This window comes from Streptomyces sp. NBC_00209, assembly GCF_045206345.1.
Classification (GTDB): Bacteria; Actinomycetota; Actinomycetes; order Streptomycetales; family Streptomycetaceae; genus Streptomyces.
The window spans coordinates 6,554,656-6,579,910 of the sequence record NZ_CP108121.1 but is presented as its reverse complement, the minus strand read 5'-3'; the positions used below and the strand labels follow the sequence as shown (position 1 = coordinate 6,579,910).

Annotated in this window: 24 protein-coding genes; 15 read left to right on the top strand and 9 right to left on the bottom strand. The window is 72.9% G+C overall.

Annotated elements, in window-relative coordinates; translation table 11 throughout:
* Positions 1-66 precede the first annotated feature (66 nt).
* Genes OG867_RS29760 through OG867_RS29750 form a run of 3 tightly spaced genes read left to right on the top strand, consistent with a single transcriptional unit; the run spans position 67 to position 3,850 of the window.
* Positions 67-2,313: a LamG-like jellyroll fold domain-containing protein gene (locus OG867_RS29760; protein ID WP_406290054.1), complete on the top strand. Its 2,247-nt coding sequence runs from the start codon at positions 67-69 to the stop codon at positions 2,311-2,313.
* The gene (locus OG867_RS29755) at positions 2,310-3,026 is read left to right on the top strand and encodes a hypothetical protein (RefSeq protein ID WP_406290052.1); all 717 of its coding nucleotides are present in this window, start codon (positions 2,310-2,312) and stop codon (positions 3,024-3,026) included. Before OG867_RS29760 ends, OG867_RS29755 begins: the two co-directional genes overlap by 4 nt.
* Positions 3,023-3,850 carry a glycosyltransferase family 2 protein gene (locus OG867_RS29750; RefSeq protein ID WP_406290050.1) on the top strand — a complete coding sequence of 276 codons (828 nt, stop codon included), beginning with the start codon at positions 3,023-3,025 and terminating at the stop codon, positions 3,848-3,850. The genes OG867_RS29755 and OG867_RS29750 overlap by 4 nt, the downstream gene beginning before the upstream one ends.
* Here the strand turns inward: OG867_RS29750 and OG867_RS29745 are convergent.
* Positions 3,822-5,012 carry a glycosyltransferase gene (locus OG867_RS29745; protein ID WP_406290048.1) on the bottom strand — a complete coding sequence of 397 codons (1,191 nt, stop codon included), beginning with the start codon at positions 5,010-5,012 and terminating at the stop codon, positions 3,822-3,824. The genes OG867_RS29750 and OG867_RS29745 overlap by 29 nt on opposite strands.
* A 113-nt stretch (positions 5,013-5,125) precedes the next feature.
* Between OG867_RS29745 and OG867_RS29740 the strand changes: the two genes are divergently transcribed.
* Positions 5,126-6,595: a hypothetical protein gene (locus OG867_RS29740; RefSeq protein ID WP_406290046.1), complete on the top strand. Its 1,470-nt coding sequence runs from the start codon at positions 5,126-5,128 to the stop codon at positions 6,593-6,595.
* On the opposite strand, the gene OG867_RS29735 is transcribed toward OG867_RS29740, so the two are convergent.
* From OG867_RS29735 to OG867_RS29725, 3 genes are read right to left on the bottom strand one after another with little or no spacing between them, the layout of a single operon-like run.
* A complete protein-coding gene (locus OG867_RS29735) occupies positions 6,489-7,808 on the bottom strand; it encodes a hypothetical protein (RefSeq protein WP_328898872.1) in 1,320 nt (439 codons plus the stop codon). The genes OG867_RS29740 and OG867_RS29735 overlap by 107 nt on opposite strands.
* Positions 7,805-9,526 carry a lipopolysaccharide biosynthesis protein gene (locus OG867_RS29730; RefSeq protein WP_406290044.1) on the bottom strand — a complete coding sequence of 574 codons (1,722 nt, stop codon included), beginning with the start codon at positions 9,524-9,526 and terminating at the stop codon, positions 7,805-7,807. Before OG867_RS29730 ends, OG867_RS29735 begins: the two co-directional genes overlap by 4 nt.
* Complete coding sequence (locus OG867_RS29725) at positions 9,523-10,785, bottom strand: glycosyltransferase (protein ID WP_406290042.1); 1,263 nt, start codon at positions 10,783-10,785, stop codon at positions 9,523-9,525. The genes OG867_RS29730 and OG867_RS29725 overlap by 4 nt, the downstream gene beginning before the upstream one ends.
* Positions 10,786-10,937: 152 nt before the next feature.
* Here OG867_RS29725 and OG867_RS29720 point away from each other — a divergent pair, with 152 nt between their 5' ends.
* The gene (locus tag OG867_RS29720; protein WP_073969665.1) at positions 10,938-11,384 is read left to right on the top strand and encodes an adenylyltransferase/cytidyltransferase family protein; all 447 of its coding nucleotides are present in this window, start codon (positions 10,938-10,940) and stop codon (positions 11,382-11,384) included.
* Here the strand turns inward: OG867_RS29720 and OG867_RS29715 are convergent.
* Both OG867_RS29715 and OG867_RS29710 read right to left on the bottom strand, forming a co-directional pair.
* Positions 11,353-12,084, bottom strand: a complete 732-nt coding sequence (locus tag OG867_RS29715) for a CDP-alcohol phosphatidyltransferase family protein (protein ID WP_406290038.1) — start codon at positions 12,082-12,084, stop codon at positions 11,353-11,355. The two genes, OG867_RS29720 and OG867_RS29715, sit on opposite strands and share 32 nt — an antisense overlap.
* 152 nt (positions 12,085-12,236) lie before the next feature.
* Positions 12,237-12,923 carry a ribonuclease H gene (locus tag OG867_RS29710; protein ID WP_406290036.1) on the bottom strand — a complete coding sequence of 229 codons (687 nt, stop codon included), beginning with the start codon at positions 12,921-12,923 and terminating at the stop codon, positions 12,237-12,239.
* Positions 12,924-13,072: 149 nt separating this feature from the next.
* Here OG867_RS29710 and OG867_RS29705 point away from each other — a divergent pair, with 149 nt between their 5' ends.
* From OG867_RS29705 to ligD, 7 genes are all read left to right on the top strand, one after another.
* The gene (locus OG867_RS29705) at positions 13,073-13,240 is read left to right on the top strand and encodes a DUF6381 family protein (protein ID WP_158071815.1); all 168 of its coding nucleotides are present in this window, start codon (positions 13,073-13,075) and stop codon (positions 13,238-13,240) included.
* A 143-nt stretch (positions 13,241-13,383) separates the two neighbouring features.
* A complete protein-coding gene (locus OG867_RS29700; protein ID WP_406290033.1) occupies positions 13,384-14,118 on the top strand; it encodes an SDR family NAD(P)-dependent oxidoreductase in 735 nt (244 codons plus the stop codon).
* A 117-nt stretch (positions 14,119-14,235) separates the two neighbouring features.
* Positions 14,236-15,189 (top strand): IS481 family transposase, encoded by a 954-nt coding sequence (locus OG867_RS29695; protein ID WP_406290030.1) that lies wholly within the window; start codon positions 14,236-14,238, stop codon positions 15,187-15,189.
* A gap of 87 nt (positions 15,190-15,276) precedes the next feature.
* Positions 15,277-15,909 (top strand): class I SAM-dependent methyltransferase, encoded by a 633-nt coding sequence (locus tag OG867_RS29690; RefSeq protein WP_328898878.1) that lies wholly within the window; start codon positions 15,277-15,279, stop codon positions 15,907-15,909.
* Positions 15,910-16,037: 128 nt separating this feature from the next.
* Positions 16,038-16,304 carry a hypothetical protein gene (locus OG867_RS29685; protein WP_406290027.1) on the top strand — a complete coding sequence of 89 codons (267 nt, stop codon included), beginning with the start codon at positions 16,038-16,040 and terminating at the stop codon, positions 16,302-16,304.
* A 3-nt stretch (positions 16,305-16,307) separates the two neighbouring features.
* Entirely contained in the window at positions 16,308-16,883 is a 576-nt protein-coding gene (locus OG867_RS29680) for a hypothetical protein (protein ID WP_406290025.1), read from the top strand.
* Between the two features lie 50 nt (positions 16,884-16,933).
* Positions 16,934-17,902, top strand: coding sequence for a non-homologous end-joining DNA ligase (gene ligD, locus OG867_RS29675; RefSeq protein ID WP_406290023.1), 969 nt, complete (start codon positions 16,934-16,936; stop codon positions 17,900-17,902).
* 14 nt (positions 17,903-17,916) lie between these two features.
* Here the strand turns inward: ligD and OG867_RS29670 are convergent, their stop codons facing one another.
* Positions 17,917-18,666, bottom strand: coding sequence for an IclR family transcriptional regulator (locus tag OG867_RS29670; RefSeq protein WP_406290020.1), 750 nt, complete (start codon positions 18,664-18,666; stop codon positions 17,917-17,919).
* Positions 18,667-18,931: 265 nt separating this feature from the next.
* On the opposite strand from OG867_RS29670, the gene OG867_RS29665 reads away from it, so the two are divergent.
* Together OG867_RS29665 and argB are read left to right on the top strand one after the other, a co-directional pair.
* Positions 18,932-22,306, top strand: coding sequence for a pyruvate carboxylase (locus tag OG867_RS29665; protein WP_406290018.1), 3,375 nt, complete (start codon positions 18,932-18,934; stop codon positions 22,304-22,306).
* Between the two features lie 97 nt (positions 22,307-22,403).
* The gene (gene argB, locus OG867_RS29660; protein WP_406290016.1) at positions 22,404-23,246 is read left to right on the top strand and encodes an acetylglutamate kinase; all 843 of its coding nucleotides are present in this window, start codon (positions 22,404-22,406) and stop codon (positions 23,244-23,246) included.
* A 47-nt stretch (positions 23,247-23,293) separates the two neighbouring features.
* On the opposite strand, the gene OG867_RS29655 is transcribed toward argB, so the two are convergent.
* Positions 23,294-23,803 (bottom strand): GNAT family N-acetyltransferase, encoded by a 510-nt coding sequence (locus tag OG867_RS29655; protein WP_406290014.1) that lies wholly within the window; start codon positions 23,801-23,803, stop codon positions 23,294-23,296.
* Positions 23,804-23,808: 5 nt separating this feature from the next.
* A complete protein-coding gene (locus tag OG867_RS29650) occupies positions 23,809-24,021 on the bottom strand; it encodes an MbtH family protein (RefSeq protein WP_406290012.1) in 213 nt (70 codons plus the stop codon).
* 103 nt (positions 24,022-24,124) lie between these two features.
* Here OG867_RS29650 and OG867_RS29645 point away from each other — a divergent pair, with 103 nt between their 5' ends.
* Complete coding sequence (locus OG867_RS29645; RefSeq protein WP_406290010.1) at positions 24,125-25,246, top strand: alpha/beta hydrolase-fold protein; 1,122 nt, start codon at positions 24,125-24,127, stop codon at positions 25,244-25,246.
* The last annotated feature ends 9 nt before the right edge of the window (positions 25,247-25,255 follow it).

The window sequence follows — 25,255 nt, the reverse complement described above, 5'->3', positions numbered from 1 at the left end:
CCCCGGCTCCGCCTCCTCGACCGCGGCCATCGGGCCGCGGCTCGTTCTCACCTTCGGAGCTGAATGATGAACCGAACCACAGGGCGCCGACGCGGCCGGACGCGGGCCGCGGCCGCGGCGCTCGGCCTGCTCGCGGGCGCCCTGAGCGCCGCCGCCGCGGGCAGTCCCCCGGCCGCCGCCCTCACCGCGCCCGTCTCGATCACCGCGGACGACCTGTCCACCTGGCAGACCAACGGCATCGTCTGGTCGATGGCCGCGACCGACGACGGCGTGGTCTACGCGGGCGGCACCTTCTCCACCGTACGGCCGCCGGGCGCGGCCGCCGGGACCTCCGAGCAGCCCGCGGTGAACTTCGCCGCGTTCGACACCGCGACCGGGGCGCCCACCGGCTGCTCCCTGTCGTTCACGCTCTCCTCGGGGACCGCGACGGTGCGCGCGCTGGCCCTGTCCCCGGACGGTGAAACCCTGTACGCGGGCGGGCAGTTCGGTGCGGTGAACGGGGTGGGGGTCAGCAACATCGCGGCCATCGACACCGCCACCTGCACCCCGCGCCAGAACTTCAAGGTCGCCGTGTCCGCCACCGTGCGGGCGCTCGCGGTCACCGACGACACGGTCTACCTCGGGGGCGACTTCAAGAGCGTGGCGGGGCAGTCCCGCACCTTCTTCGCGGCCGTCACCACCGGTGCGGCGCTGAAGCCGTGGACGGCGAACGCGGACGAGGTGGGCCGGGCGGTGGAGGTCACACCGGACGGGCAGCACGTGGTGCTCGGCGGGGACTTCTTCACGATGAACGGCACCGGCTCGCACGCGCTGGCGGTGGTGAACGCCACCACCGGGGCGCTGTCCAAGAGCTATCCGGGCTTCATCCCGAACACCTCCACGGTGCAGGACCTCACCAGCGACGCCAAGCAGTTCTACACCGCCAACGAAGGCACCGGCGGTGGGGTGTTCGACGGGCGGATCGCCCTTGACCTCACCACGTTCAACCAGGTGTGGCGCGATACCTGCCTGGGTGCCACGCAGGCACTGCTGGTGCACAACGGGGTGCTCTACAGCGGCAGTCACGCGCACGACTGCGCGTCCATGGGCGAGTTCCCCGACCAGCCGCGCAAGCACCTGCTGGCCCAGTCGGTGGACGACCCGAAGCTGCTGCCGTGGTTCCCGGACACCAACGACGGGATCGGTGAGCCGGTCGGCCCGCGGGTGATGGCGCAGACCGACAAGGGCGGCCACCACTACCTGTGGGTGGGCGGCGAGTTCACCACGGTCAACAGCAAGGCGCAGCAGGGGCTCACCCGGTTCGCCGACGGCCCGGACACGGGGGCGCCCTGGGTGCCGAACGTCAGCGTCTCCACGGTCGCCCCGGACAAGGTGGACGTGAACTGGCAGACCAGTTTCGACACCGACGACGGGGTGCTCACGTACCGGATCTACAAGGACGGGGCGACCGCCCCGGTCCACACGACGACGGGGTACTCCGTGTTCTGGGACCGTCCGCAGCTGCGGTGGACGGACACCGACGTGGCGCCCGGTGAGACCCACACGTACCGGATCACCGCGAGCGACGGCACCAGCACCAGCGCGAAGTCGCCCGCGGTGAGCGCGACCGTGGCGGCCAAGGCGGAGAGCTATCCGGCGAAGGTGCTCTCCGACGGGGCGACCCTGTACTGGCGCTACGACGAGGGCACGTCGACGTTCGCCGCCGACACCGGGTCGGGCCTGGACAACGGCTTCCTGCGCAACTCGCCCTCGTACCGGCAGGTCCCGGCGGCCGTGGCCGGGCCCTCGACCGCCATCGGGTTCAACGGGTCCACCCAGTACGCGTACAGCAACCGCAGCCGGTCCCAGCCCACGGCGTTCTCCGTGGAGACCTGGATCAAGACCACGACGACCCGGGGAGGGAAGATCATCGGCTTCGGCAGCAACACCATGGAGCTGAGCGGCAAGTACGACAAGCACGTGTACATGCTCAACAACGGGCGGCTCACGTTCGGCACCTCCAACGGCGGTGGCCAGACCGTCAGCACCACCGGGGCGTACAACGACGGTGCCTGGCACCATGTCGTCGCCACCCAGGGCTCCGGCGGCATGGCCCTGTACGTGGACGGGCAGCGGCGTGCCTCGGACGCGCGGTACACCAGGAACCAGAGCTACACCGGGTACTGGCGGGTGGGCGGGGACAACCTCGCGACCTGGCCGAACCGGCCGACGAGCAACTTCTTCGCCGGTCAGATCGACGAGACCGCCGTGTACCCGGCCGCGCTGACCGCTGCCCAGGTCAGTGCCCACTACGCGCTGAGGAACAGCGGATGAGGAACACCCTCCTGGCCGGTGCCGCCGTCGTGTTCGCGACGGCGGCGCTGGCCGCCTGCGGCTCGTCCTCCGGTGACCGGGGCGGGAGCGGGGACGGCGGCGGCAGGGCGGCGGGCGCGCCCTCCGCCGTCTCCTCCGGGCCCGTGGCCGGGACGGACGCGGAGCCCTCCGGGGCCGCGTCCGCCGGGCCCCGGCCTTCCCGTAGCGGCGAGCCGCCCAAGATCCCCGCCGATCGGCTGACGCCCGCCACCGGCACGTTCACCAAGAAGCAGAAGGAGTACCTGACCGACCGGGTGCCCGTGGGCATGGACCCGGCCGCGGTGCTCCAGACCGGGCAGGAGACCTGCGACCGGCTCGACTACCTGGTCAAGGTGGACCGGGACACCGCGGTGGGTGCCATCGTGACGGGCGAGATCACCGGCGCGGAGCCCGCCGTCGCCCATCTGTGCCCCGGGCACGAGGCCCTGGTGGAACGGGCGTCGCACGGGTACGCCGACGGTGTGCACCGGGGCAAGGGGCTGCGGCCCGGCCGCTACCGGGACGTCTCCCCCACCCCGGACTGCACCTGGGAGGTCACCGGCCCGGGCGGGAAGGTGCTGGCCTCCGGCTCCTCGCACGGCGGGAAGCGGACCACGATCACGATTCCGGAGGCGGCGCTCGCCCTCACCTCCACAGGCTGCTGGGCCTGGCTGCCCGAAGGGGACAACGGATGAGGAAGCTGCCGATAGCCGTGGCGATCCCCACCAAGAACGAGGGGCTGAACATCGCGGAGGCCGTGCGGTCGGTCATCGACCACTTCGAGGCGGTGGTCGTCGTGGACTCGCACAGCTCCGACGACACGGCGAAGATCGCCGCCGAGTGCGGAGCCGAGGTCGTCCTGTACACCTGGGACGGAGGGCATCCGCGGAAGAAGCAGTGGTGCCTGGACCAGGTGCGCACGGACCTGGACTGGATCCTGCTGCTCGACGGGGACGAGCGGCTGAGCCCCGCCCTGCTGGCCGAGCTGCGGGGGATCTTCGCCGCTCCGGACACGCCGAAGCCCGCCGCGTACGACATTCCGCTCGGCTACTGGTTCTCCGGGAAGCGGCTGCGGCACGGTTACACCATCCGCAAACGTTCGCTGACCGACCGGACCCGCTGCCACTACCCGGAGGTCGGCGATCTGGACGCGCCCGGCATCGGGGAGGTGGAGGGGCACTACCAGCCGGTCGCGCAGAGCACGGCGGCGCTGCGCCATCCGATCGAACACCAGGATCTGGACCCGGTGACCGCCTGGTTCGAGCGGCACAACCGCTACTCGGACTGGGAGGCGTGGCTCAACCACCATCCGGAGGTGAAGGAGCAGGTGCGCCGGGCCAAGTCGCGGCAGGGGCAGCTGTTCCACAAGGCGCCGTTCAAGCCGCTGATGTCCTTCGCCTACATGTACGTCTACCGGCGGGGGTTCCTCGACGGGCGCGCCGGGTTCGACTTCGCCCTGGCGATGAGCTTCTACCGCTGGCAGATCGCCCTCAAGTCGCGTGAGAAGCCTGCTTCTTGACGCCTTCGCTCCTCCGGCGGACCACGTCCTCGTAGGTCCGCCGGAGGGTACGGGTGACGACCTCGATGGTGAAGTGCTCGTTGACCAGCTCCCAGGCGGCTCTGCCCGCCCGGGCGTTGGCGTCCGGCTCAAGCAGTTCCAGCACCGCCCGCGCGACCTTGTCCGCGTTGGCGGCGTCCTCCCCGACGCGGCTGTCGATGACCCGGCCCGCTCCGGCCCGCGCCACATCGGGCCCGAGTCCGCAGGTGCGGGTGATGACGGCCGGGGTGCCGACGGACATCGCTTCCAGGACCGAGACACCCAGGGGCTCCTCGATGGACGGCAGGACATACACATCGGCCTCGCGGCCGGCCGCCAGCACCTCCTCGTGGCCGAGCGGTCCCACCTGGTCCAGCGAGTCCATCACACCGAGCCGGCGGGCCAGTGCGAGGGTGCCGGGCAGCGCGCCGGTGTCCGGGCCTGCGAGGACGAAGCGGGCGTCGGGGTGCTCGGCCAGGACGGCGGGCATCGCGGCGACGAAGTCCTCGGGGCGCTTGCGCTCCTGGACGCGGGCGAGGAACAGCACGGTGGGCGGGCGGCCGGGCTCGCGGGCCGGTTTGAACGGCTGCGGGCGCACCCCGTTGACCAGGCGGACGGTCCGGGTGAGCGGCACGGGGGCGGCGACGGCGTTGACGTCGACGCGCTCGGCCTCGGTGAGGTGGAGCACCGCGTCGGCGCGGCGCAGCACCCTGCGGACGCCGAGGAGGTCGGTGAGCTGTGCGACGCGCTTCTCGGTGGGGTCGACCATGCCGTGGGTCTGGACGACCAGGGGGGTGCCGGAGGCCAGGGCGAGGAGGGCGGCGGGCAGGGTGACCAGGTCGCGCATCAGGTGGACGTGGACGAGGTCGGCGCCGCGCATCATGCGGTGGGCGGTCCGCAGCAGGGCTGCGGAGGTGATCCCGCTGACCTCGAACGCCGGCAGCAGGTGGCGGGCCTGGAAGAGGTGGACGGGGACGCCCTCCACCTCGCGTGGCAGGGGCCCGTCGAAGCCGTCGCCGAGCGCCATGATCCTCGCGTCGTCGCCCCCGGCGCGCTGGACCTTGGAGAGGTTCAGGGCGACTCGGGTCGGACCGCCGAAGGCGTGGTCCGGGGTGTGCAGCGTGACGATGTGCAGGATCTTCACCAGGGTCCCCCTCGCCCTCGTCCGGCTCTGCCCAGACTAGTCGTCACATCTCCTCACGTGTGGTGATTCGTTAATGTGTAGTCACACAACCGCGCTTCAGGAACGGGGAGTTGATGACATCCGTGCATGAGGGTGTGGCCTCCGCGCCCGCCCGCCCCTTGTCCTGGGCGATGCTGTCGCGGGCGCTGGCGGTGCCGATCGTCCTCGGCCTGGTGTGCTTTCTGCCCGCGCTGATCGCCGCCCAGCCCGGGACCGGGGTGCGGGACACCGCGTACTGGTTGCAGCTCGTCCTGACCTGTTACTCGGGGGCGCGGCTCGCGACGATGATCCTGTCCACGCGGCGGCGGCTCCTCCAGGGCGTCTTCTGGATGTTCGTGTACATCGCGATGGGGGTGGCACCGTTCGCGCAGGTGGTCATCGGCCAGTCGCCGACGCCCGCGGTCGGGCCGCGCGCCGACCTGGTGACCGCCGTCGCGCTGGTCCTGGTGGGGTGCGCGGCCTTCGATCTGGGGGCGCTGCTGGCGTCGCGGCGCCCGCTGCGCCGCCGCCGCACGGCGCGCGGGGACGGGCACGGTGCCACGGCGCACCCGGCGCGGCTGCGGCTGCTGGTGCTGGTGGCGTTCGCGGCGAGCGGGTACTACGTGCTGAAGGTGGGCGGGCCCGCGGTCTTCTTCTCCAGCAGGCAGGAGATCAGCGCCTCGGTCGCCGAGAGCGGGGTGGCCTCGGGCGAGTCCCATGTGGGCTCGGCCTTCCTGAAGGGCTTCGGCACGGTTCCGGCGCTGCTGGCGCTGCTGTTCTACACGCGCAGGCTGGTGACCTCGCGCCGGGCCAGGCGCGCGCCGTCGACCGTCCTGGTCTGGTGCGGTCTCGCGGCCGTCAACCTGGTCGTGAACAACCCTGTTTCCAACGCCCGTTACTGGTTCCTGACGGTACTGGTCTCGGTGCTGTTCACGGCGTTCCCGCGCAGCGCGGCGATGTACCGGTCGGTGCTGGCGCTCGGGGTGATCGGGGCGCTGGTGCTGTTCCCGTACGCGGACCGGTTCCGGTACGACGACGAGGGGTACCGGCCGGTCCAGTCGTCGTCGGTGTTCGAGCCGCTGGCCACCAAGGACTACGACCAGACGGTGATGTTCGCCAACACCGTCACCTGGGTCGGGACCCGGGGGCACACCTACGGGCGGCAGCTGGCGGGGTCCGCGTTCTTCTTCGTGCCGAGGGCGGCGTGGAGCGGGAAGCCGGAGGACACCGGGGTGCGCGTCGGGCAGTGGATGGGGATGAACATGACCAACCTCTCCGCGCCGCTGTGGACGGAGCTGTGGGTCGACTTCGGGGTGGTGGGCCTGGTCGGCGGGCTGGCGCTGACGGGGTACGGGGCCGCGCGCACCGACCGGCGTTACGCGCGGGCGGTCTCGCGGGACGGGCCGGGGCCGGGCAGTGTGCCGGCCATCGCGGCGCCGTTGATCGCCGGGTACACCTTCATCCTGCTGCGCGGTCCGTTGTTGCAGGCGGCGGGGAAACTGGCGATCGCGGTCCTGTGCCTGGCACTGGTGACGAGTTTCCGGTCCGGGCGGCGTCCGCGCTGACCGACGCCGGGGCCCGCGCGCCCGCCCGGGTCAGCCGGGCCACCCGGGTCCAGGTCGCGACGGCCTTGCAGACGGAGCCCAGGCACAGGCCCCAGGCGGCCCCGGTCACCCCGCCGATCGCGTATCCCGTGGCGAGGAAGGCGACCGCGGCGAGCGAGAACACCACCTGGATCGAGAGCGTGGTGCGCGGGTCGAGGAGCCGGAGGGCCAGCAGTCCGCAGGTGCCGACGGCCATCGCCGCGTACTGGCTGCCGGTGGCCGGGAGGAGCGCCGCCGCCGTGGGCCAGGTCGCGCCGAGCAGGTGGCGGCCGGCCGAGCCGGGCAGCAGGGCCAGGACGGTGGCCCAGGCAGCGGCGGTCAGGGCCAGGACGGCGGCCAGCGCGGCGGTCGCGCGCACCCGGAGCCGGTCGGTCGCGAGCCGCCCGAGGAGCGGGGGGCCGAAGCCGGTGGCGGAGGTGAACAGCACGTTGAGCGGGCCGAAGAGCGTGGTGGCGCCGCGCAGGGCGCCCACGACGAGGGGGTTGCCGACGGCACCGAGGCCGAGCACGGAGAGCTGGGAGGTGGCGTTGCCCACGCCGAACTCGACCACGAACCTCCGGCCGAGGTGCCCCTTCGCGAGCATCGGCCGCAACGCCACCGGCGCCCCCGTGGTCCTGCGGTGCAGGGCGACCGCCGAGAACAGCAGCGCGGGAAGCGCCGAGAGGCCCCAGACGGCGACCAGCCGGGCGGCCGGCGCCCCGTGCGGCTGTACGGCCAGGGCGCCGATGACGCAGACCAGCCGGAGGGTGTCGGCGGTCAGGGCCAGATGCTGGGCGTGCAGCGTGGCGAAGGCGTAACGGGCGATGTCCTGCCCCAGCACCACCGGCAGCACCAGGCCCAGCGTCAGCAGGGCCCCTGCCGTGGAGCCGGGCAGCAGGACGCAGACGGCGGCGAGCAGGCCGCCGAGGGCGGTGGCGGCGAGCAGCGTGAAGCAGACGGCGGACCGGCAGGCGCCCCGGGTGTCCTCGCCGCCGCCCCGGCGCAGCACCAAGGGCTGCCCCGTATAGGCGCCGGAGACGCCGAGCAGGACGGTGAAGACGAGGTAGACGGCGGAGAAGCGGGCGAATCCGGACACGGTGGAGAGCCGGGCGGCGGCCACCAGCACCAGGATGTTGGTGAGGGCGGCCACCCCCTGGTCCGCGATCGAGCAGACGATCGCGGTGCGGGCTCTCATCGGTGTCCGGCGGCGCTGTTGCGGCCGTCGCGTCCCTGACCGCCGTCCACGGTGCGCAGGCCCATCGTCTCCGCGGGGTCGCCGGTGCGGCCCGTCATATCGGGGTCGCCGTATCTGCCGCCCGGGGCGGCGGGCCGGTGCCCCGGCGCCGGGCTGTCGCCCGACTTCCTGAGGGCCCGCCGGTCCAGCCGCCCGTAGCCGGGGTGGAGCAGGGTGCCGAGGAGCGAGCCGCCCGCCGCGCCGATGACCTCGCGGATGCGTTCGAGGTCGCTGCGGTGCACCTCGCGGGGTCGGCAGACGATGACGACGTCCTCGACGCGGTCCACGAGGGCGACGGCGTCCGCGTACGACAGGACGGGCGGGGCGAGCACGATGACGACCGCGCCGGGCCTGCCGCCCTCGGCGATGATGCGGCTGACGGGGGCGGAGGTCAGGGCACGCGGCACGTTGTCGGTGCGGCGGCCCGCGACCAGGGTGAAGGCGCCCGACCCCGGCACGTCGACGTTGGCCCGGCTGTCGGACGGCCAGCCGCGGTCCTGGCCGCCCGTCGCCCAGCGGGGGCTGCGGCCCGGGTGGGCGGCGCCCAGGTCGCCGGCCAGGGACGGGGTCCGCAGGTCGGCCTCGACCAGCAGGACGTCGCGGCCCATCTCGGCGAAGGCGGCGGCCAGGTTGGCGGCGGCGGCCCGTGCCATGTCGTTGTCGCCCCGGGGCGCGGTGACCAGGAGGCGGCGGCGTTCGGCGAAGGACGGGTCGTAGGCGAGCCGGAAGGCGACCGCGCGGTACTCCTCGGCGAGCCTGCTGCCGGGGCGGCCGATCGCGAGCAGGGTGCCGGCGGCCGCGCGCTCCCTGGGCAGGGTGCCGAGCAGCGGGGCGCCCAGGGAGCGGACGAGCTCCCTGGTGGAGCGGACGGCCGGGTCGAAGACGAGGCGCACCCAGGACAGCAGCAGCCCGAGGGCGAGCCCGACGACACCGCCGAGTCCGAGGAGGAGCGGCAGGCCCGCCCCGGTGGGCTGCCGCGGGGCGACGGGCTTCTTGTTGAGGTAGCCGGGTGTGGTGTCCAGGGCACGGAGCTCGGAGATCTTCTGGTTGAGCGCGGAGATGGCGACGATGAGGTTGGCGCGTGCGCTGGTGACGTCGTCGCCGCCGGGACCGGTCTCCTGCTCGGCGAGCCGGTCGCGCTGTTCGGTGAGGGGTTTGACCTGGGCGCGGTAGCCGTCGACCATGTTGTCGATGCTGTCCTCGGTGCGCTCCCGGCGTATCTCCAGGTATGCCTCGGCGAGGGCTTCTGCCCGGGCCCTGGCCTGCTCGGGGGTGCGGCCGGTGTAGGCGAACTTGAGGACGAGGGTGTTGGGCGGGTTGGTGACCTGGAGCCCGGAGAGCAGTGCGCCGACCTCGACCTCGTCGCCCTGCTTGGCGAGGGTGCCGGCCGCGATGGTGCCCACGGCGTCGCTGACGGCGGTCTGGCGTTCGGAGCCGATGTTGATGCCCTTGTCGGCGGAGGCCCCGGCGGCGAAGGGGTCGGAGGCGGCGGACCGCACGGACACCTCACCGGTGGCCGCGTAGGTGTCCTCGCCGCTGAGGGCGAGCCAGCCGCTGCCGAGGAGACCGAGGAGCACACCGGTCACGAGGAGGGTCCGGTAGCGCAGGAGCTGGCGGAACTGGTCCCGTAGCAGGGCGGGTTCGTCCTGCTCGTCCAGGGCGCGGATCGGTTCGGTCATCGGCGTGGGCCTCCCCGGCCGTCCCGCAGGGCCTCGGTGAGCAGGGCGTCGAAGCGGGCCAGCGCCGCTTCCCGGCCCAGATGGCCGGCCACGTAGCGCGGCCCGTTGCCGCCGAGCGCTTCGGCCTCGGCGGGTGACTCGACCAGTTTGCGGACGGCGCCGAGCACGGCGGCCGGGTCCTCGGGCGCGACGAGGAGTCCGGCCCCGGAGCGCCGCACCTCCTCGGCGGTGCCGCCCTCCTCGGCCACGGAGGCGACGACGGGGCGCCCCGACACGAAGTACGAGGTGAGCTTCGACGGCACGCTCATGTCGAGCACCGAGGCGCGCTGGGTGACGGCGAGGACATCGGCGGCGGCCAGGATGTCGGTGAACTCCTCCGCGCCGGCCGGGGGCAGGAATTCGAGGTTGGGCAGCCCGGCGGCGCGGGCGCGCAGGGTCTCGCGCTGGTTGCCGTCGCCCATCAGGACGATCCGGACCTCTGGGGCGAGCCGGGCCGCGTCGACCAGGACCTCCAGGCCCTGTTTGAGTCCCATGTTGCCGGAGTGCAGGACGACCGGGGTGTCCTCGCGCCAGCCGAGCCGGGCCCGGGTCGCGGCGCGGTCGGCCGAAGGGGCGTGTACGTGGCTCCAGTTGGGCACGACGCGGATGCGGTCCGGGTCCACCCCGTAGGCGGTGACCCGGGGCACGAAGGTCTCGTGGATGACGCCGACGAGCGTCGCGGCGCGCAATGCGAACCGCTCGGCCTTCGACGCGAGGGCCGCCGCCCCGTCCCCGCCCCGGATGCCGCTCTGGGCCGCGGCGGCGCCCATCAGGTCCTGGACGACGGGGATGTACGGCACCCGGTGGCGGCGGGCGAGGCGGGCGCCGATGACCCCGCCGGCGAGGCTGGGCATCTGGGAGACCACCGCGTCGGGGCGGACGCCGGGAGGTGCGAGGAGGCCGTGCGCCAGGACGGTGCCCTCGAAGGCGGCTCTGCGCAAGGCGCTCTGGCGGGCCGGCACGTAGTGGCGCCTGCGGTGCACGGTGACACCCGCGCGCCGCTCCTCGGTGCGCCAGACCCCCCGGTAGGCCGGGTCGGTCCGCCAGGCCGGGTAGTGCGGCATGCCGGCGAGCACGTGGGTGTCGGCGCCGGACGCGGCCCAGTGTTCGGCGAGCTGGGCGGCGTACGGACCGATACCGGTCAGCTCCGGCGCGTAGTTCGTGGAGACCACCAGCAGGCGGCGCTGCTCGAACGGTCTGCGGTGCTCTTCGTCTGCCATCGGACGATCGCCTTCCCCCCGGAGCCGGCTGCGTTCCACCGAGGAACAGCCCCAAAAGCGAGCTTATCCGTTCATGAGATGAGCAAGTGGTCTTCACAGTAAGGTCGTTGGACTATCGCGGACATCGCGTTCACCGTGGGGGGAGAGAACGGATGGTGCACAGGGTCGGTTACGCGCCGGGGGTTTACGACCTGTTCCATGTGGGACACCTCAATATCCTTCGTCATGCGCGCAGCCAGTGCGACTACCTGGTGGCGGGGGTCGTCTCCGACGAGATGGCCACGCTCGCCAAGGGACACCGGCCGGTGATCCCGCTCCCGGAGCGGCTGGAGATCGTGCGGAGCGTGCGGTATGTGGACGCCGCCTTCGTGGAGACCGTGCCGGAGAAGGTCGAGACCTGGCAGCAGGTCAGGTTCGACGTCATCTTCAAGGGGGACGACTGGCGGGACACGGACAAGGGCAGGAAGCTCGAACGCGACTTCGCCGAGGTGGGTGTGGAGGTCGTGTACTTCCCGTACACCGTGCACACCTCCAGCACCCAGTTGCGCCGGGCGCTGGACACGCTCGTCAGTGCGCCCGGAGCGCTTTCAGCTCCCTGAACCACTTGCCCAGGAACAGGACGAGGAACAGCGTGTGCACGGCGGCGAGTACGGCGTACCCGATCCGGAACGCGGTCTCGTCGCCGAGCAGCAGGAAGACCAGGCAGAACACCCCGTAGTCGGCGGGCAGCAGTGCCACGGCCCGCAGCCGGGACGGCGGCGCGGCGGGCCCGGGGGCGCGCGCCGCGCCGTACGCCGCCGCCCTGCCGAGCTGTTCGCGCAGCAGCCCCGCGCAGAAGGTCAGCACGGCGACGAACAGGAAACCGAGCGGCAGCAGCAGCCAGCCGTCGCCGGGCAGTGCGAAGTACCGGTGGAACGCGATCAGTACGGCGGTGTGGACGAGGATCATCTTGGCGCAGTCGACCACATGGTCCAGCCACTCGCCGTCGGGCCCGCCGCGCCCGGTCAGCCGGGCGAGCTGCCCGTCGGCCGAGTCGAGGGCGAAGCCCACGGCGAGCCCGAGGTAGACCAGGACGGCCGCCCAGGGCCCCGGGCGCACCAGCGCCACGCAGGCGACGGCGGTGAAGGTGAACGCCGCGCTGGTCAGGGTGACCTGATGGGGCGTCATGCCGAGCCGGTACGCGGCGGCGGCGAAGACCCGGCCGGCCGGGCGGTTCACGTACCGCGAGTAGAGCGAGACCCCCTTGGCCGTCTTCTGCGCCCCGCGCAGCCGGCCGAGCACCGTCGTCGTGGTTTCCATGCGCCCCCCAGCGTCCCGGTGTCGCCACCGCTCCCCCGGCGGCGCTCCCCACGCACCGCCGGAGCCGCATCATGGCACGGGGACGTCCGCCGCGCGGGCGGAACGCCCCATCTGATGGTCTTACGGGGGCAGTTGGCCGGGAACAGCCGCCCTCAGGCGGACACGGCCCGGCACTCCGGGTGGCCCCAGCCGTGGTCGTTCTTCGCGATCATGTCCTTGGCCGCGTACGGCCGTCCACAGTGGCAGCGGCCGGCGAACCTGGCCCGGATGGTGGCCCCGCCCCCCGCCTTCCGGGCCGCGGTCTTCTTCGCCGTCGCGCCGGTCCCGCGGCCCTCGGTGGCGCGGGACGGTGCCGGTACGGGGGTGGCCGAGCCGTGCGCGGTGCCGGCCGCGCTCTGGGAGACGGCGACCTCGCTGGCGGCCTGGTCGGCGAGTGCGTTGAGCGGGTCGCCGTCCACCTGGTGGGCGGGCACGTAGACGAAGCTCACGGCGCGCCCGGTCAGGAGCTCGTCGATGCGGGTGACCAGCTCGCGGTTGGCGACGGGCTTGCCGGCCGAGGTCTTCCAGCCGTTGCGCTTCCAGCCGGGCAGCCATTTGGTGACCGCGTTCATCGCGTACTGCGAGTCCATCCGGACCTCCAGCGCCACGGCGGGGTCCACGGACTCCAGGAGCTCCTGGAGGGCGGTGAGCTCGGCGACGTTGTTGGTGGCGGTGCCGAGCGGCCCCGCCTCCCACCGCTGGGGACGGCCCTCCGCGTCGGCCACCACATAGGCCCAGGCGGCCCGCCCCGGATTACCCTTCGACGCCCCGTCACACGCGGCGATCATGCGCTCGTTCATACCCTCGATCATGCCAGCGCGCGGGACCGGTTCCGCCCCCCGCCCCCACCTGCGGCCTTCACGGTGGGTGATGCTTCGGCGTGCATCGGTGACGGGGCGCTGCTTCCCTGAAGGGGCCCGCTCTCCCCTACCGTCCCCGAGGAGTGACGATGAGCGTTGCACGAGAGGTGAACCGAGCCCAGCAGATGCGCGAGAAGGCGCGGCACCTGACCGAGGCCGCGGAGCGCACCAGCGACCCCGAGCAGCGCAGCCGCCTCCAGGAGAAGGCCCGCAAGCTCCAGGAGCAGAGCGACCGCCAGGACGGCATGCCCGTCTGAGGCAGGGCGCACAGACCGGTGGACTGTCACTCTTCCATGAGTGGGTGACAGTCCACCGCCGCGTTTCCGGCCCCCTCCGGGGTGGATGATCACCCGCGCCTACGATGGCTCCGCAAGCGAGTACGAGGGAAGTGGGGCCTGCCATGAACGGTCAACCGGTCACCGTGGTCACCGGAGGCAGCCGGGGCATCGGTGCGGCGGTCTGCGTACGTCTGGCGGCTGAGGGCCAGGACATCGCGCTGGCCTACCGCTCGGACGCCGACGCGGCGGAGAAGGTCGCCGAGGCGGTACGGGGGACGGGCCGGCGCTGTGTGACGGTCCGGGTGGACACGGCGGACGAGAAGGACGTGGACCGCCTCTTCGACACCGCCGCCGCCGAGCTGGGCCCGGTCACCGGCCTGGTCAACAACGCGGGCATGAGCGGCCCGGTCGGCCCCCTGGCCGACGCGGACGCGGCGGAGATGCGGCGCGCCCTGGAGGTCAACGTCCTGGGCTACCTGCTCTGCGCGCGCCGCGCGGTGCGGGACATGACGGCCTCGGGCGGCGGGGCGATCGTCAACGTGTCCTCGGCCGCCGCCACGCTGGGCAGCCCCGGTGAGTACGTGCACTACGCCGCCGCCAAGGGGGCCGTCGACACGATGACCGTCGGCCTGTCCAAGGAGGTCGGCCCGTCCGGCATCCGCGTCAACGCGGTCGCCCCCGGAGTCATCCGCACCGAATTCCACGCGGACCCGGCCCGCCCCGACAAGCTGGGCCCCGGCACCCCGCTCGGGCGCCCCGGCGAACCGGAGGAGATCGCGGGCGCCGTCGCCTGGCTGCTTTCCCCGGACGCCTCGTACGCGACGGGGACGGTGCTGCGGGTGTCGGGCGGGCGCTAGGTGTTCTGTCCATGGAGGTTGGTGACGGATCCCACGGCTTGGGGATCTTGAACGAGTGAGGGCCTTCCGGGTTCGGTGTGGATTGCGACATCTACACGGAACGATCAGAAGGCCCTCATGCCCCACCGTAATGCACCCCTGACCGAGACCGGGCGTCTGCGTCTGGCCCGCTGCGTCGTCGAGGACGGCTGGCCTCTGCGCCGGGCCGCCGAGCGCTTCCAGGTCTCGCCCACCACGGCTCAGCGGTGGGCGGGGCGCTACCGCGAGCGGGGCGAGGCCGGGATGACCGACCGCTCCTCCCGGCCCCACTACAGCCCGCGCCGGACACCGACCCGTACCGAGCGGCGGATCATCAAGGTCCGTGTCCTGCGGCGCTGGGGACCAGCCCGCATCGCCTATCTGCTCGGGCTGAACCCGGCGACCGTGCACCGCGTCCTGACTCGCTACAAACTCGCCCGCCTGGCCCATCTGGACCGAGCGACCGGCCGGGTGATCCGCCGCTACGAGCATGCCGCCCCCGGTGACCTCGTGCACGTCGACATCAAAAAGCTCGGCAACATTCCCGACGGCGGCGGCCACAAGGCCCTCGGCCGGCAAGCAGGCCGCAAGAACCGGGCGGGCGCCGGCATGAGTTTCCTGCACAACGCAGTCGATGATCATTCCCGTCTCGCCTACAGCGAGATCCTCACCGATGAGAAGAAGGAAACCGCCGTCGGATTCTGGCAGCGCGCCCACGCCTACTTCGCCGCCGCCGGGATCACCGTCCAGCGCGTCCTGACCGACAACGGTTCCTGCTACACGTCGTACCTCTGGCGCAACTCACTTGTTTCACAGGGCATTTCACACAAGCGCACCCGCCCCTACCGGCCCCAGACAAACGGGAAGGTCGAGCGGTTCAACCGGACCCTGCTGGACGAGTGGGCCTACGCCAAGGCATATCGGACCGAGACCGAACGGCGTGACGCCTACTCGCGATGGCTCCACACCTACAATCACCACCGCGGACACACCGCGCTCAAGGGCCAACCACCCGCCAGCCGCGTCCCTAACCTCACGGGTCAGTACAGCTAGGGCGGCACACCGGCTTCCTGCGGTTTCGCGGCGGGGGTGCGCCTGTTGCAGTAGAAGTGGTGGTGCACCGACAGGAAGGGGCCTGCCATGTCAGCGGGACGAGGTCGCACCGCCGCCGCCGTGTTCGACGCTCTCGGCACCGACTACGAGGCGGCGTTCGCCGCTTCGGCCGCGCACCGTGCCTCGCTGGAGCGGCTTCTGGGGGTGCTTCCGCCGCACGCGCGGGTGCTGGACGTGGGAAGTGGCACGGGCCGGCCGACGGCCCAGACCCTGGTGGACGCCGGGCACGAGGTGCTGGGGGTCGACGTCTCGCCGGTGATGGTGGACATCGCCGCGCGCCAGGTGCCGGGGGCGGAGTTCCGCTGCGCCGACATCCGCACGCTGGCGCTGGAGGACGGCTCCTTCGACGCGGCGTGCCTGTACTTCGCGCTGTTGCAGATGGGGCGGGAGGACCAGGGCGAGGTGGTGCGCCTGATCGCGCGGGTGCTGCGGCCGGGGGGTCATCTGGCCGTGGCGACGGTGCCGTTCGACGTGGAGGGCGTGAGCGGCACGTTCATGGGCCAGCCGGTCGAGGTGACCAGCTTCGGCGAGGACGCGTTCGCGGCGCTCGTGGAGGATGCCGGGTTCGCCGTCCTGTCCCGGGAGAACACGATGTTCGTGCCCGCCGTCCCGGCGGCCGTGCCCGAGCCGCAGATGTTCCTGCTCGCGCGGCGGCGCTGAGCGGCCGGACATGCCGTGCGGTCCTCACCGGCCCACAATGAGTTGGCCGGACCTCCGTGGGTACCCGGCACCGCGAGGCTGCCGATGCCCCGCCGCCTGCCCGCGGGGACCACGACGGAGGATCTTCCATGACCGACCGCAGACCAGAGGGCCCCATCCACGAGGGCGCGTCCCCGAGTCCCCCTCCGGTGCCCGCGGACATGCCCGACCAGCAGGTCCAGGAGGGCGAGGACCCGATGGACGTGCCGGGCCCGCCGCGCGCCGGGCAGACCGGGGACGACGGCCGGGAGGACGAGAACCTGCCCGACCCCGACGAGTCCGGGTCGGGACGCGGTTCCGCCCGTAACGCCGGAGTGCACCCGGAGCATCCGGTGCCGGACGAGTCACCGGGCTGAGCCGTGCCCCGTGAGCGCCGGGCCGCCCGGCGCGTCCTGGCGCTCGCGGTGGCCCCGTGCCTCGCCCTGGTGCTCGCCGCCCCGGCGGCTCGCGCGGACGCAGGGGCCGGGGGCGCGGCCGCGTGCGACCAGGACCGCGAGCGCTGCCTCGACGGCAGACGCCTGCTGTACTGGTACGGCTACGGGCTCGGCGTACACCCGTTCGCGACGCCGGAGGCCGTACGCCGGCAGCTCACCGACAACTTCCGGCTGTTCCCGGTGAGCGGGAGCTGCCCGGGCCGTGTGCGTACGGGCGACACGTGCGATCTGCTGGGCGGCAATCCGGTGCGCGTGGAGTCCGCCGCCGGGGAGCACCTCCAGATCGCCACGCTTCCCGGCCACGACCTGGGCGACGGCCTGCACATCCGGTTCACGTTCACCCGCTCCCTCGGCTTCCACTACCTGGACGTCGCCGCGTGGCAGGACCGGGAGACGGACTGCACCAGGCAGGTGCTGTGCGGCGCGGCGAGCAGGGCGGGCGCCTGGGCGCTGTGGCAGCTCCTCGCCTCCACACTGACGGTGTCCGCCTGGGCGGCGTAGGGCCCGTCCTCGCACTGCGGGGAGCCGCCGGCCGTTCGATCATGGAGGCTATGGCCCCCCTCCCCGCCGACGCCTCCGGGGCACCCCCGTGGATCGCGCCGATGCTGGCCGTGCCCGGCCCGCTCCCCGTACCGGACACGGAGTGGGCCTTCGAGGCCAAGTGGGACGGTGCCCGGTGTGTCGTCGCGACGCCGGGCGACAGCACCCTGCGGCTGACCTCGCGGGCCCGTAACGACGTGACCCCGACCTATCCGGAGCTGCACGCGCTCGGTGATGTGCTGCGCGGCCGCCGCGTGGTCCTGGACGGCGAGATCGTGGCCCTGGACGCGTCGGGGCGGTCCGACTTCGGGCTGCTCCAGTGCCGGATGGGCATCCTGAACGCGCGCCGCGCCGCCCGCCTGGCGCTGGACGTCCCCGCGCACCTGGTGGTCTTCGACGTGCTGTACCTGGACGGCCGGACGCTGTCGGCGCTGGGTTACGAGGAGCGGCGCGCGGTCCTTGCCGGTCTGCTGTCCGCGGGGCCGCACTGGTCGGTGCCGTCCTATGTGCGCGGCCAGGGCCCGAAGGCGTGGGAGACCGTCGTGCGCGGGGGCCTGGAGGGCGTGGTCGCCAAGCGGCTCTCCTCTCCGTACACACCGGGTCTCCGTTCACCCGACTGGCGCAAGACCAAGCGGGTCGAGACGCTGGACGTGGTCATCGGCGGCTGGACCCAGCGCAAGGGCGCGCCCGCGGGTGTCCCCGGCGCGGTGCTGGTGGGGCGGGACGACGCGTCGGGGCTGCGGTACGCGGGGTCCGTGGGGTCGGGGATGTCGGACCGGGAGCTGGGAGAGCTGCGGGATTACCTGAGGGTGATCGCGCGGCCGGAGTCCCCGTTCACCGGGCCGGTCGACGTGGCCGGGGCGCACTGGGTGGAGCCGCGGCTCGTGGCGGAGGTCAGTGCCTCGCAGTGGACGGCGGCGGGGCGGCTGCGGCATCCGGTGTGGCAGCGGCTGCGGCCGGACCTGACCCGGCTGGACTGAACGCGCGCGGCCCCTCAGCCGGGCAGCGTGAGCCTGCGGGACACACTGACGGCGGCCGAGAGCAGCTCCGCGCGGACCCGGGAGGTGCGGTACATCCGGTCGGACCGGAAGGAGATGCCGAGGGAGCCGACCTGCTCGCCGCTGTAGACCGGGACCGCGACGCAGGTCGTGCCGCGTACGTACTCCTCGCGGTCCATGACCACCGGCGCGGGCGAGCCGTCGAGCTGCTGGACCAGCTCGTCGCGGTGCGTGATGGTCCGGGGGGTGAGCCCGGTCAGATCGTGCCGGGAGAAGTAGTCGTCCCGCGCCTCGTCGTCGAGCTCCCGCAGCACGCTCTTGCCGAGCGCCGTGGCGTGCCCGGCCTCGTCCAGTCCCACCCACAGGTCCACGCGCGGGGTGCGGGCGCTGTCCACGATCTCCATGACCCGGACCTCGCCGTCCACGTAGAGCGTCAGATAGGCGGCGGCTCCCAGGTCGTTGCGCAGAGCGGCGAGGGCGGGCCGTACCCGGGCGGGCACCGGCTGCGCGCCGGGGCCGCCGCCCGGGGCGTCGTCGGCGAGGACGTAGGTGTGGTCCTCCAGCTCCCTGAGGTAGCCGTCGCCGATGAGCATGGGCAGCAGCTCGCGCACGGTGGCCGGGGGAAGCCCCGCCTCCCGGGCCAGCTGCTGCGCGGTGGCCTCGCCCCCGTGGGCGCCCGCGGCCTCCAGCAGGCGGAGGGCGCGCCGGACGGTGGCGACGGGTTCGGGGCCGGCGTGGTCGGCCATGCCCACCAGCATGGCCCCGCTGCCAAGAACCGGCAAAACATCGCGGTGGCGGGAGTGCGTCCGGGGGACGTTTTGGGGCGTGACGCAAGCCATCTTTTGCGCTCGCGATCTCGGGGGAAGTCTCCGGTACGGTGTCGAACGCTCCGTACCCGGCAGGTCACGGAGCACCTCGCCACCGCCGTACGGTCCCCGACGCGGAGCAGCGTGTCCGTGCCGTACCGCCCGTCCTCGACGCCACACAGCCGCGACACGACTGGGGAGTTTGATGTTCGACAAGGTATTGGTCGCCAACCGCGGGGAGATCGCGATCCGCGCGTTCCGCGCGGCCTTCGAACTGGGCATCTCCACGGTGGCCGTGTATCCGCACGAGGACCGCAACTCGCTGCACCGGGCCAAGGCGGACGAGGCGTACCGGATCGGTGAGGCGGGGCATCCGGTGCGGGCGTATCTGTCGGTGGACGAGGTGGTGAAGGCGGCCCGCAAGGCGGGGGCGGACGCGATCTACCCCGGTTACGGCTTCCTGTCGGAGAACCCGGACCTGGCGGCGGCGTGCGCGGCGGCCGGCATCACCTTCGTCGGGCCCCCGGCGTCGGTGCTGAACCTGACGGGCAACAAATCGCGTGCGGTGGCGGCGGCCCGGGAGGCCGGTGTGCCGGTGCTGAAGTCGTCGGAGCCGTCCGAGGACGTGGACGCCCTGGTCGCGGCCTCGGAGGAGATCGGCTTCCCGGTGTTCGTGAAGGCGGTCGCCGGGGGCGGCGGGCGCGGCATGCGGCGGGTGGCCGAGGCCGGGGAACTGCGGGAGTCGATCGACGCGGCGATGCGCGAGGCGCGGTCCGCGTTCGGCGACGCGACGGTGTTCCTGGAGCAGGCGGTGATCAACCCCCGCCATATCGAGGTGCAGATCCTGGCCGACGCCGAGGGCAATGTGGTGCACCTCTACGAGCGGGACTGCTCGCTCCAGCGCCGCCACCAGAAGGTGGTCGAGATCGCGCCGGCCCCGAATCTGGACCCGGAGCTGCGGGCGCGGATCTGCGCCGACGCGGTCTCCTTCGCCCGGCACATCGGGTACGTGAACGCGGGCACCGTCGAATTCCTGGTGGACGAGCGCGGCAACCACGTCTTCATCGAGATGAACCCGCGCATCCAGGTCGAGCACACGGTGACGGAGCAGGTCACCGGCCGCGACCTGGTGATCGCGCAGCTGCGCATCGCGGCGGGCGGCACGCTGCCCGAGCTGCGTCTGTCGCAGGACTCCATCTCCCTCAACGGCACCGCGATGCAGTGCCGGATCACGACGGAGGACCCGGTCAACGGCTTCCGTCCGGACACCGGCACCATCTCCGCGTACCGCTCCCCCGGCGGTCCGGGTGTGCGGCTGGACGGCGGGACCGTGCACACGGGTGCGGAGGTGTCGGCGCACTTCGACTCGATGCTCGTCAAACTCACGTGTCACGGCCACGACTTCGCCAACGCGGCCCGCCGCGCACGCCGGGCGATCGCCGAGTTCCGCATCCGCGGGGTGGCGACGAACCTGCCGTTCCTGGGCGCGGTCCTCGACCACCCGGAGTTCCGGGCGGGGCACATCACGACCTCGTTCATCGAGGAGCACCCGGAGCTGATCCGGGCCCGTCCCTCGGCCGACCGGGGCAGCCGGATGCTCAGCTATCTGGCGGAGACCACGGTCAACCGGCCTTACGGGCCCCGCCCTTCGGTGATCGACCCGGCTGACAAGCTGCCCGCGCTGCCTCCGGGCACGCCGCCGCCCGGTTCGCGGCAGCGCCTGGCGGAGCTGGGTCCGGAGCGGTTCGCCGCCGAGCTGCGGGCGCAGCCGGCGGTCGCGGTCACGGACACCACGTTCCGCGACGCCCATCAGTCGCTGCTCGCCACCCGGGTGCGCACCCGGGACCTGCTGGCGGTCGCACCGCAGGTGGCGCACACCGTCCCGCAGTTGCTGAGCCTGGAGTGCTGGGGCGGTGCCACGTACGACGTGGCGCTGCGGTTCCTGGCGGAGGACCCGTGGGAGCGGCTGGTCAAGCTGCGTGAGGCGGTGCCCAACATCTGTACGCAGATGCTGCTGCGCGGCCGCAACACAGTGGGTTACACGCCGTATCCGACGGAGGTCACCGAGGCGTTCGTCTCGGAGGCGGCCTCGGCCGGGATGGACATCTTCCGGATCTTCGACGCCCTCAACGACGTGTCGCAGATGCGTCCGGCGATCGACGCGGTACGCGCCACGGGGACCTCACTGGCGGAGGTGGCGCTGTGCTACACCGCCGACCTGTCGGACCCGGGCGAGACGCTGTACACGCTGGACTACTACCTGCGGCTGGCCGAGCAGATCGTGGAGGCGGGCGCCCATGTGCTCGCCATCAAGGACATGGCCGGGCTGCTGCGTCCGCCGGCCGCGCGCACCCTGGTCACGGCGTTGCGCGAGCGGTTCGACCTGCCGGTGCACCTGCACACCCATGACACGGCGGGCGGCCAGCTGGGCACGCTGATCGCCGCGATCGACGCGGGGGTGGACGCGGTGGACGCGGCCGTCGCCTCGATGGCCGGGACGACCAGCCAGCCGCCGTTGTCCGCGCTGGTGGCGGCCACGGACCACACCGAGCGCGCGACGGGCCTCTCCCTCCAGGCGGTCGGCGATCTGGAACCGTACTGGGAGGCGACCCGCAAGGTGTACGCCCCGTTCGAGTCGGGGCTCGCCTCACCGACGGGCCGGATCTACCACCACGAGATCCCGGGCGGTCAGCTGTCCAACCTGCGGCAGCAGGCCATCGCGCTGGGCCTCGGCGACCGGTTCGAGCTGATCGAGGACTGCTATGCGGCGGCCGACCGGATGCTGGGCCGGCTGGTGAAGGTGACGCCGTCCTCGAAGGTGGTCGGTGACCTGGCGCTGCACCTGGTGGGCGCGGGTGTGAGTGCCGCGGACTTCGAGTCGGACCCAGGCAAGTTCGACGTGCCGGACTCGGTGATCGGGTTCCTGCGCGGTGAGCTGGGCGACCCGCCCGGTGGCTGGCCCGAGCCGTTCCGCACCCGGGCGCTGAAGGGCCGCCCGGACAAGGCGAAGGCGCCGCACCTGTCGGACGAGGACCGCGAGGCGCTGCGCGAGTCGCCGCGCGCGACGCTGAACCGGCTGCTGTTCCCCGGCCCGACGAAGGAGTTCACCGCGCACCGGGAGGCGTACGGCGACACCTCGGTGCTGCCGACGCCGGACTTCCTGTACGGGCTGGAGCCGGAGGCGGAGCACCCGGTCGAGCTGGAGCCCGGGGTCACCCTGCTGTTCGAGCTGGAGGCCATCTCGGAGGCGGACGAACGCGGCTTCCGCAGCGTACTGGCCACGCTCAACGGGCAGTTGCGGCCGGTCTCGGTGCGAGACAGGTCCGTGGCGACCGAGGTGAAGGCGGCGGAGAAGGCGGACCGGACCGACGCGGGGCATGTCGCGGCGCCGTTCGCCGGGGTGGTGACGCTCCAGGTGGAGGAGGGCGCGTCGGTGTCGGCCGGGCAGACGGTCGCCACGATCGAGGCGATGAAGATGGAGGCGTCGATCACCGCCCAGTCCGCCGGTGTGGTGCGCCGCCTCGCCATCGGCAGGGTCCAGCAGGTGGAGGCGGGCGACCTCCTCATCGAGATCGGCTGACCACGCGCGGGGGCCGCCCGCCGGCGGAGGGGAGCTTCCTCCGCCGGCGGGCCTCTTCTTGACCAACACCGAGCCAATTAAGGTTAGGCTAAGCTAAATGGAAGAGGATTCGGGACCGGTCGTCGTCATCAAGTTCGGCGGCAACGCCATGGTCGACGCACAGCTGCAACAGACCTTCGCCCAGGACGTCGTGGAGCTTCGGCACACGGGTCTGCGCCCGGTCGTCGTGCACGGGGGCGGCCCTCAGATCAGCGCCATGCTCGACCGCCTCGGCCTGGAGAGCCGCTTCGAGGCGGGCCTGCGGGTGACCACGGCGGAGACCATGGAAGTCGTCCGCATGGTGCTGTCCGGCCGCGTCCAGCGCGAACTGGTGGGCCACATCAACAGCCATGGGCCGTACGCCGTGGGCATGACCGGCGAGGACGCGCACACCATGACGGCCGTGCGGCGGCCCGCCTGGGTGGACGGCGTACCGGTGGACATCGGCCAGGTCGGGGACGTCGTGGAGGTGAACCCGGGCATGGTGCGCGCACTCCTGACGCAGGGCCATATACCGGTGGTCTCACCGGTGGCCCGGGGCACGGACGGTCAGGTGTACAACATCAACGCGGATCTCGCCGCGTCCGCCCTCGCCGTGGCGCTCGGCGCGCAGCGGCTGGTGGTCCTGACGGATGTGGCGGGGCTGTACGCGGACTGGCCGGCGAGCACCGAGGTGATCGGGCGGCTGACGGCGGACGCCCTGGACGGGCTGCTGCCGGGCCTGGCGAGTGGGATGCTGCCGAAGATGGAGGGCTGCCTGCGGGCCGTACGGGGCGGGGTCGGCCGGGCGGACGTGCTGGACGGCCGGGTGCCGCACGCGGTGCTGCGGAGCGTCCTCGGCGGTGACGGCGCGGGGACCACGGTGGTGCCGGACGAGGACCACGCGGTGAGCCCGGTCTGACGTGTGGGGGGCGCCGGGCCGGGCTCACGTCCGGCCCGGCGCCCGGTTCACAGGGTGCGGGCGAGGATCAGCGCGTCGCGCCGGGGGTCCAGGGATTCGGCCCAGACGCGGGGCGCCCGACGGGCCGTCGCGGGCGTGAAGCCGTACCGGCGGAACAGCCGGCCGTCCCCGGTGGTCGCGGTGAAGAGGGCACCGAGCGCCTGGGTGCGCCCCAGGGCCAGCGCGGTCCGCAGGAGGGCGCCCCCGGCCCCGCGCCCCTGCCGGTGCCCCGCCACGCAGAAGTTGTACAGGACGCCCGTGTGGGCCCCGTCCCCCTCGTACACGCGCAGGCCCACACAGCCCTCGATCCCGCCGTCGGACCCGACGGCCACGAGGAATTCGGCGGCGCGGGCCGCGTAGAGGGAGTCGGGCCGTTCGCGCAGGACGCCCGAGCGGGCGAACGGCCGGGACAGCTCCGCGAGCGCGGTGGTGTCGCCGGACCCGGCGGTCCGGACGCGCGGTGGCCGCGGGCGGGACGGGGAGAGCAGGGGTACGGGGCGCGGCGCGGCCGTGGTCACGGGGGTCAGGCGTCCATCGACGCGGCGAGCGAACGGGGCCGCAGATCGGTCCAGTTGGCCTCGACGTACTCCAGGCACGCCTCGCGCGTGTTCTCCTCGAAGGCGACCGTCCACCCAGGGGGCACCTCGGCGAACGACGGCCACAGGGAGTGCTGGCCCTCGTCGTTCACCAGGACCAGGAAACGGCCTTCGGGGTCGTCGAACGGGTTGGTGCTCATGCGGGCGGTGCCTCCTCATCAAGGAAAAACAAGCTTAGGTTAGGCTCGCCTAACAATTCGTGAGCTTAGCCTTTTCCGTTCCCCCTGCACAAGGAGACCCCTGATGCCCTCCGGCGATCGCACGGATCAGGTCCTGGCCGCCACCGGCAGCCCCTTCGCCGCATTCGGGCTGCCCGGCGAACCCGGCACCGAGGCGTTCTGGGCGGCGGCGAGGACGCCCGTGTCGCGGCCCGGTGGGGGCGGCGGCTGGGTGACGCTGTTCCTCTGGCGCGGCGGCCCGGCGGACGTGGCCTTCGAGAGCTGGACCCGGGAACCGCTGCCGCTGCGCCGGTGGGGCGGCACGGACTGCTGGTACGCGGAGGTGCCGATGCCCGCGCGGCTGCGGGTGACCTACCGGTTCCTCACGGACGAGGGGGCGCATGCCGACCCGTTCAACCCGTCCGCCGCCGGTGGCGACCGTTCGATCGCGGCCACGCCGGACGCCCCGGCGCAGCCGTACTGGCCTCTCGTCGGCGCGGACGACGTCCTGCCCGTGCCCCGCACCCGGCTGCGCTGGGCCTCCGCGCGGCTCGGCGGGCGCCGCACGGTGCGCGTGCACCCGGTGGCCGGGGGCGGGCCCGTGGTGCTGCTGCTCGACGGGGACGACTGGCTGTATCTGCACCCGGCCATGACCGCGTTCGAGGCGGCCGTCGCGGACGGGGCGCTGCCTCCGGTCACCCTGGTCTTCCTGCCGTCCAAGGACCGGGTGGGCGAGTTCGCCTGCCGGCCGGAGCTGTGGGAGGCGGTCCGGGACGAACTGCTGCCCCTGGTCGCGGAGTCCGGTGTGTCCGCCGACCCGGACACGCTGGTGGTCGCGGGGCAGAGCCTCGGCGGGCTGAGCGCGCTGTACGCCGCCGTGGAGTTCCCGGAGCTGGTGTCGCGGGTCGCCTGCCAGTCGGGGTCGTTCTGGTGGGCGCCCGACCGCGCGGACCGTACGGACCTGCTGGACGGCCCGGTCGGCGGCGCCCTCGCCGACCGGCTCCGGAAGCGGCCCGATCTCTCCGGTCTCCGCATCGCCTTCGACCTCGGCGAACACGAGACGCGGATGCTCCCCCACTGCGCGGCGGTCGAGGCCCTGACCGAGCAGGCCGGGGCGGCGGTACGCGTGTCGCGCTCCCCCGCGGATCACGACCGCGCGGGCTGGCGGCACGCGATGCTGAGGGACGTCGCCTGGGCGCTCGGCTGAGTCACCGCC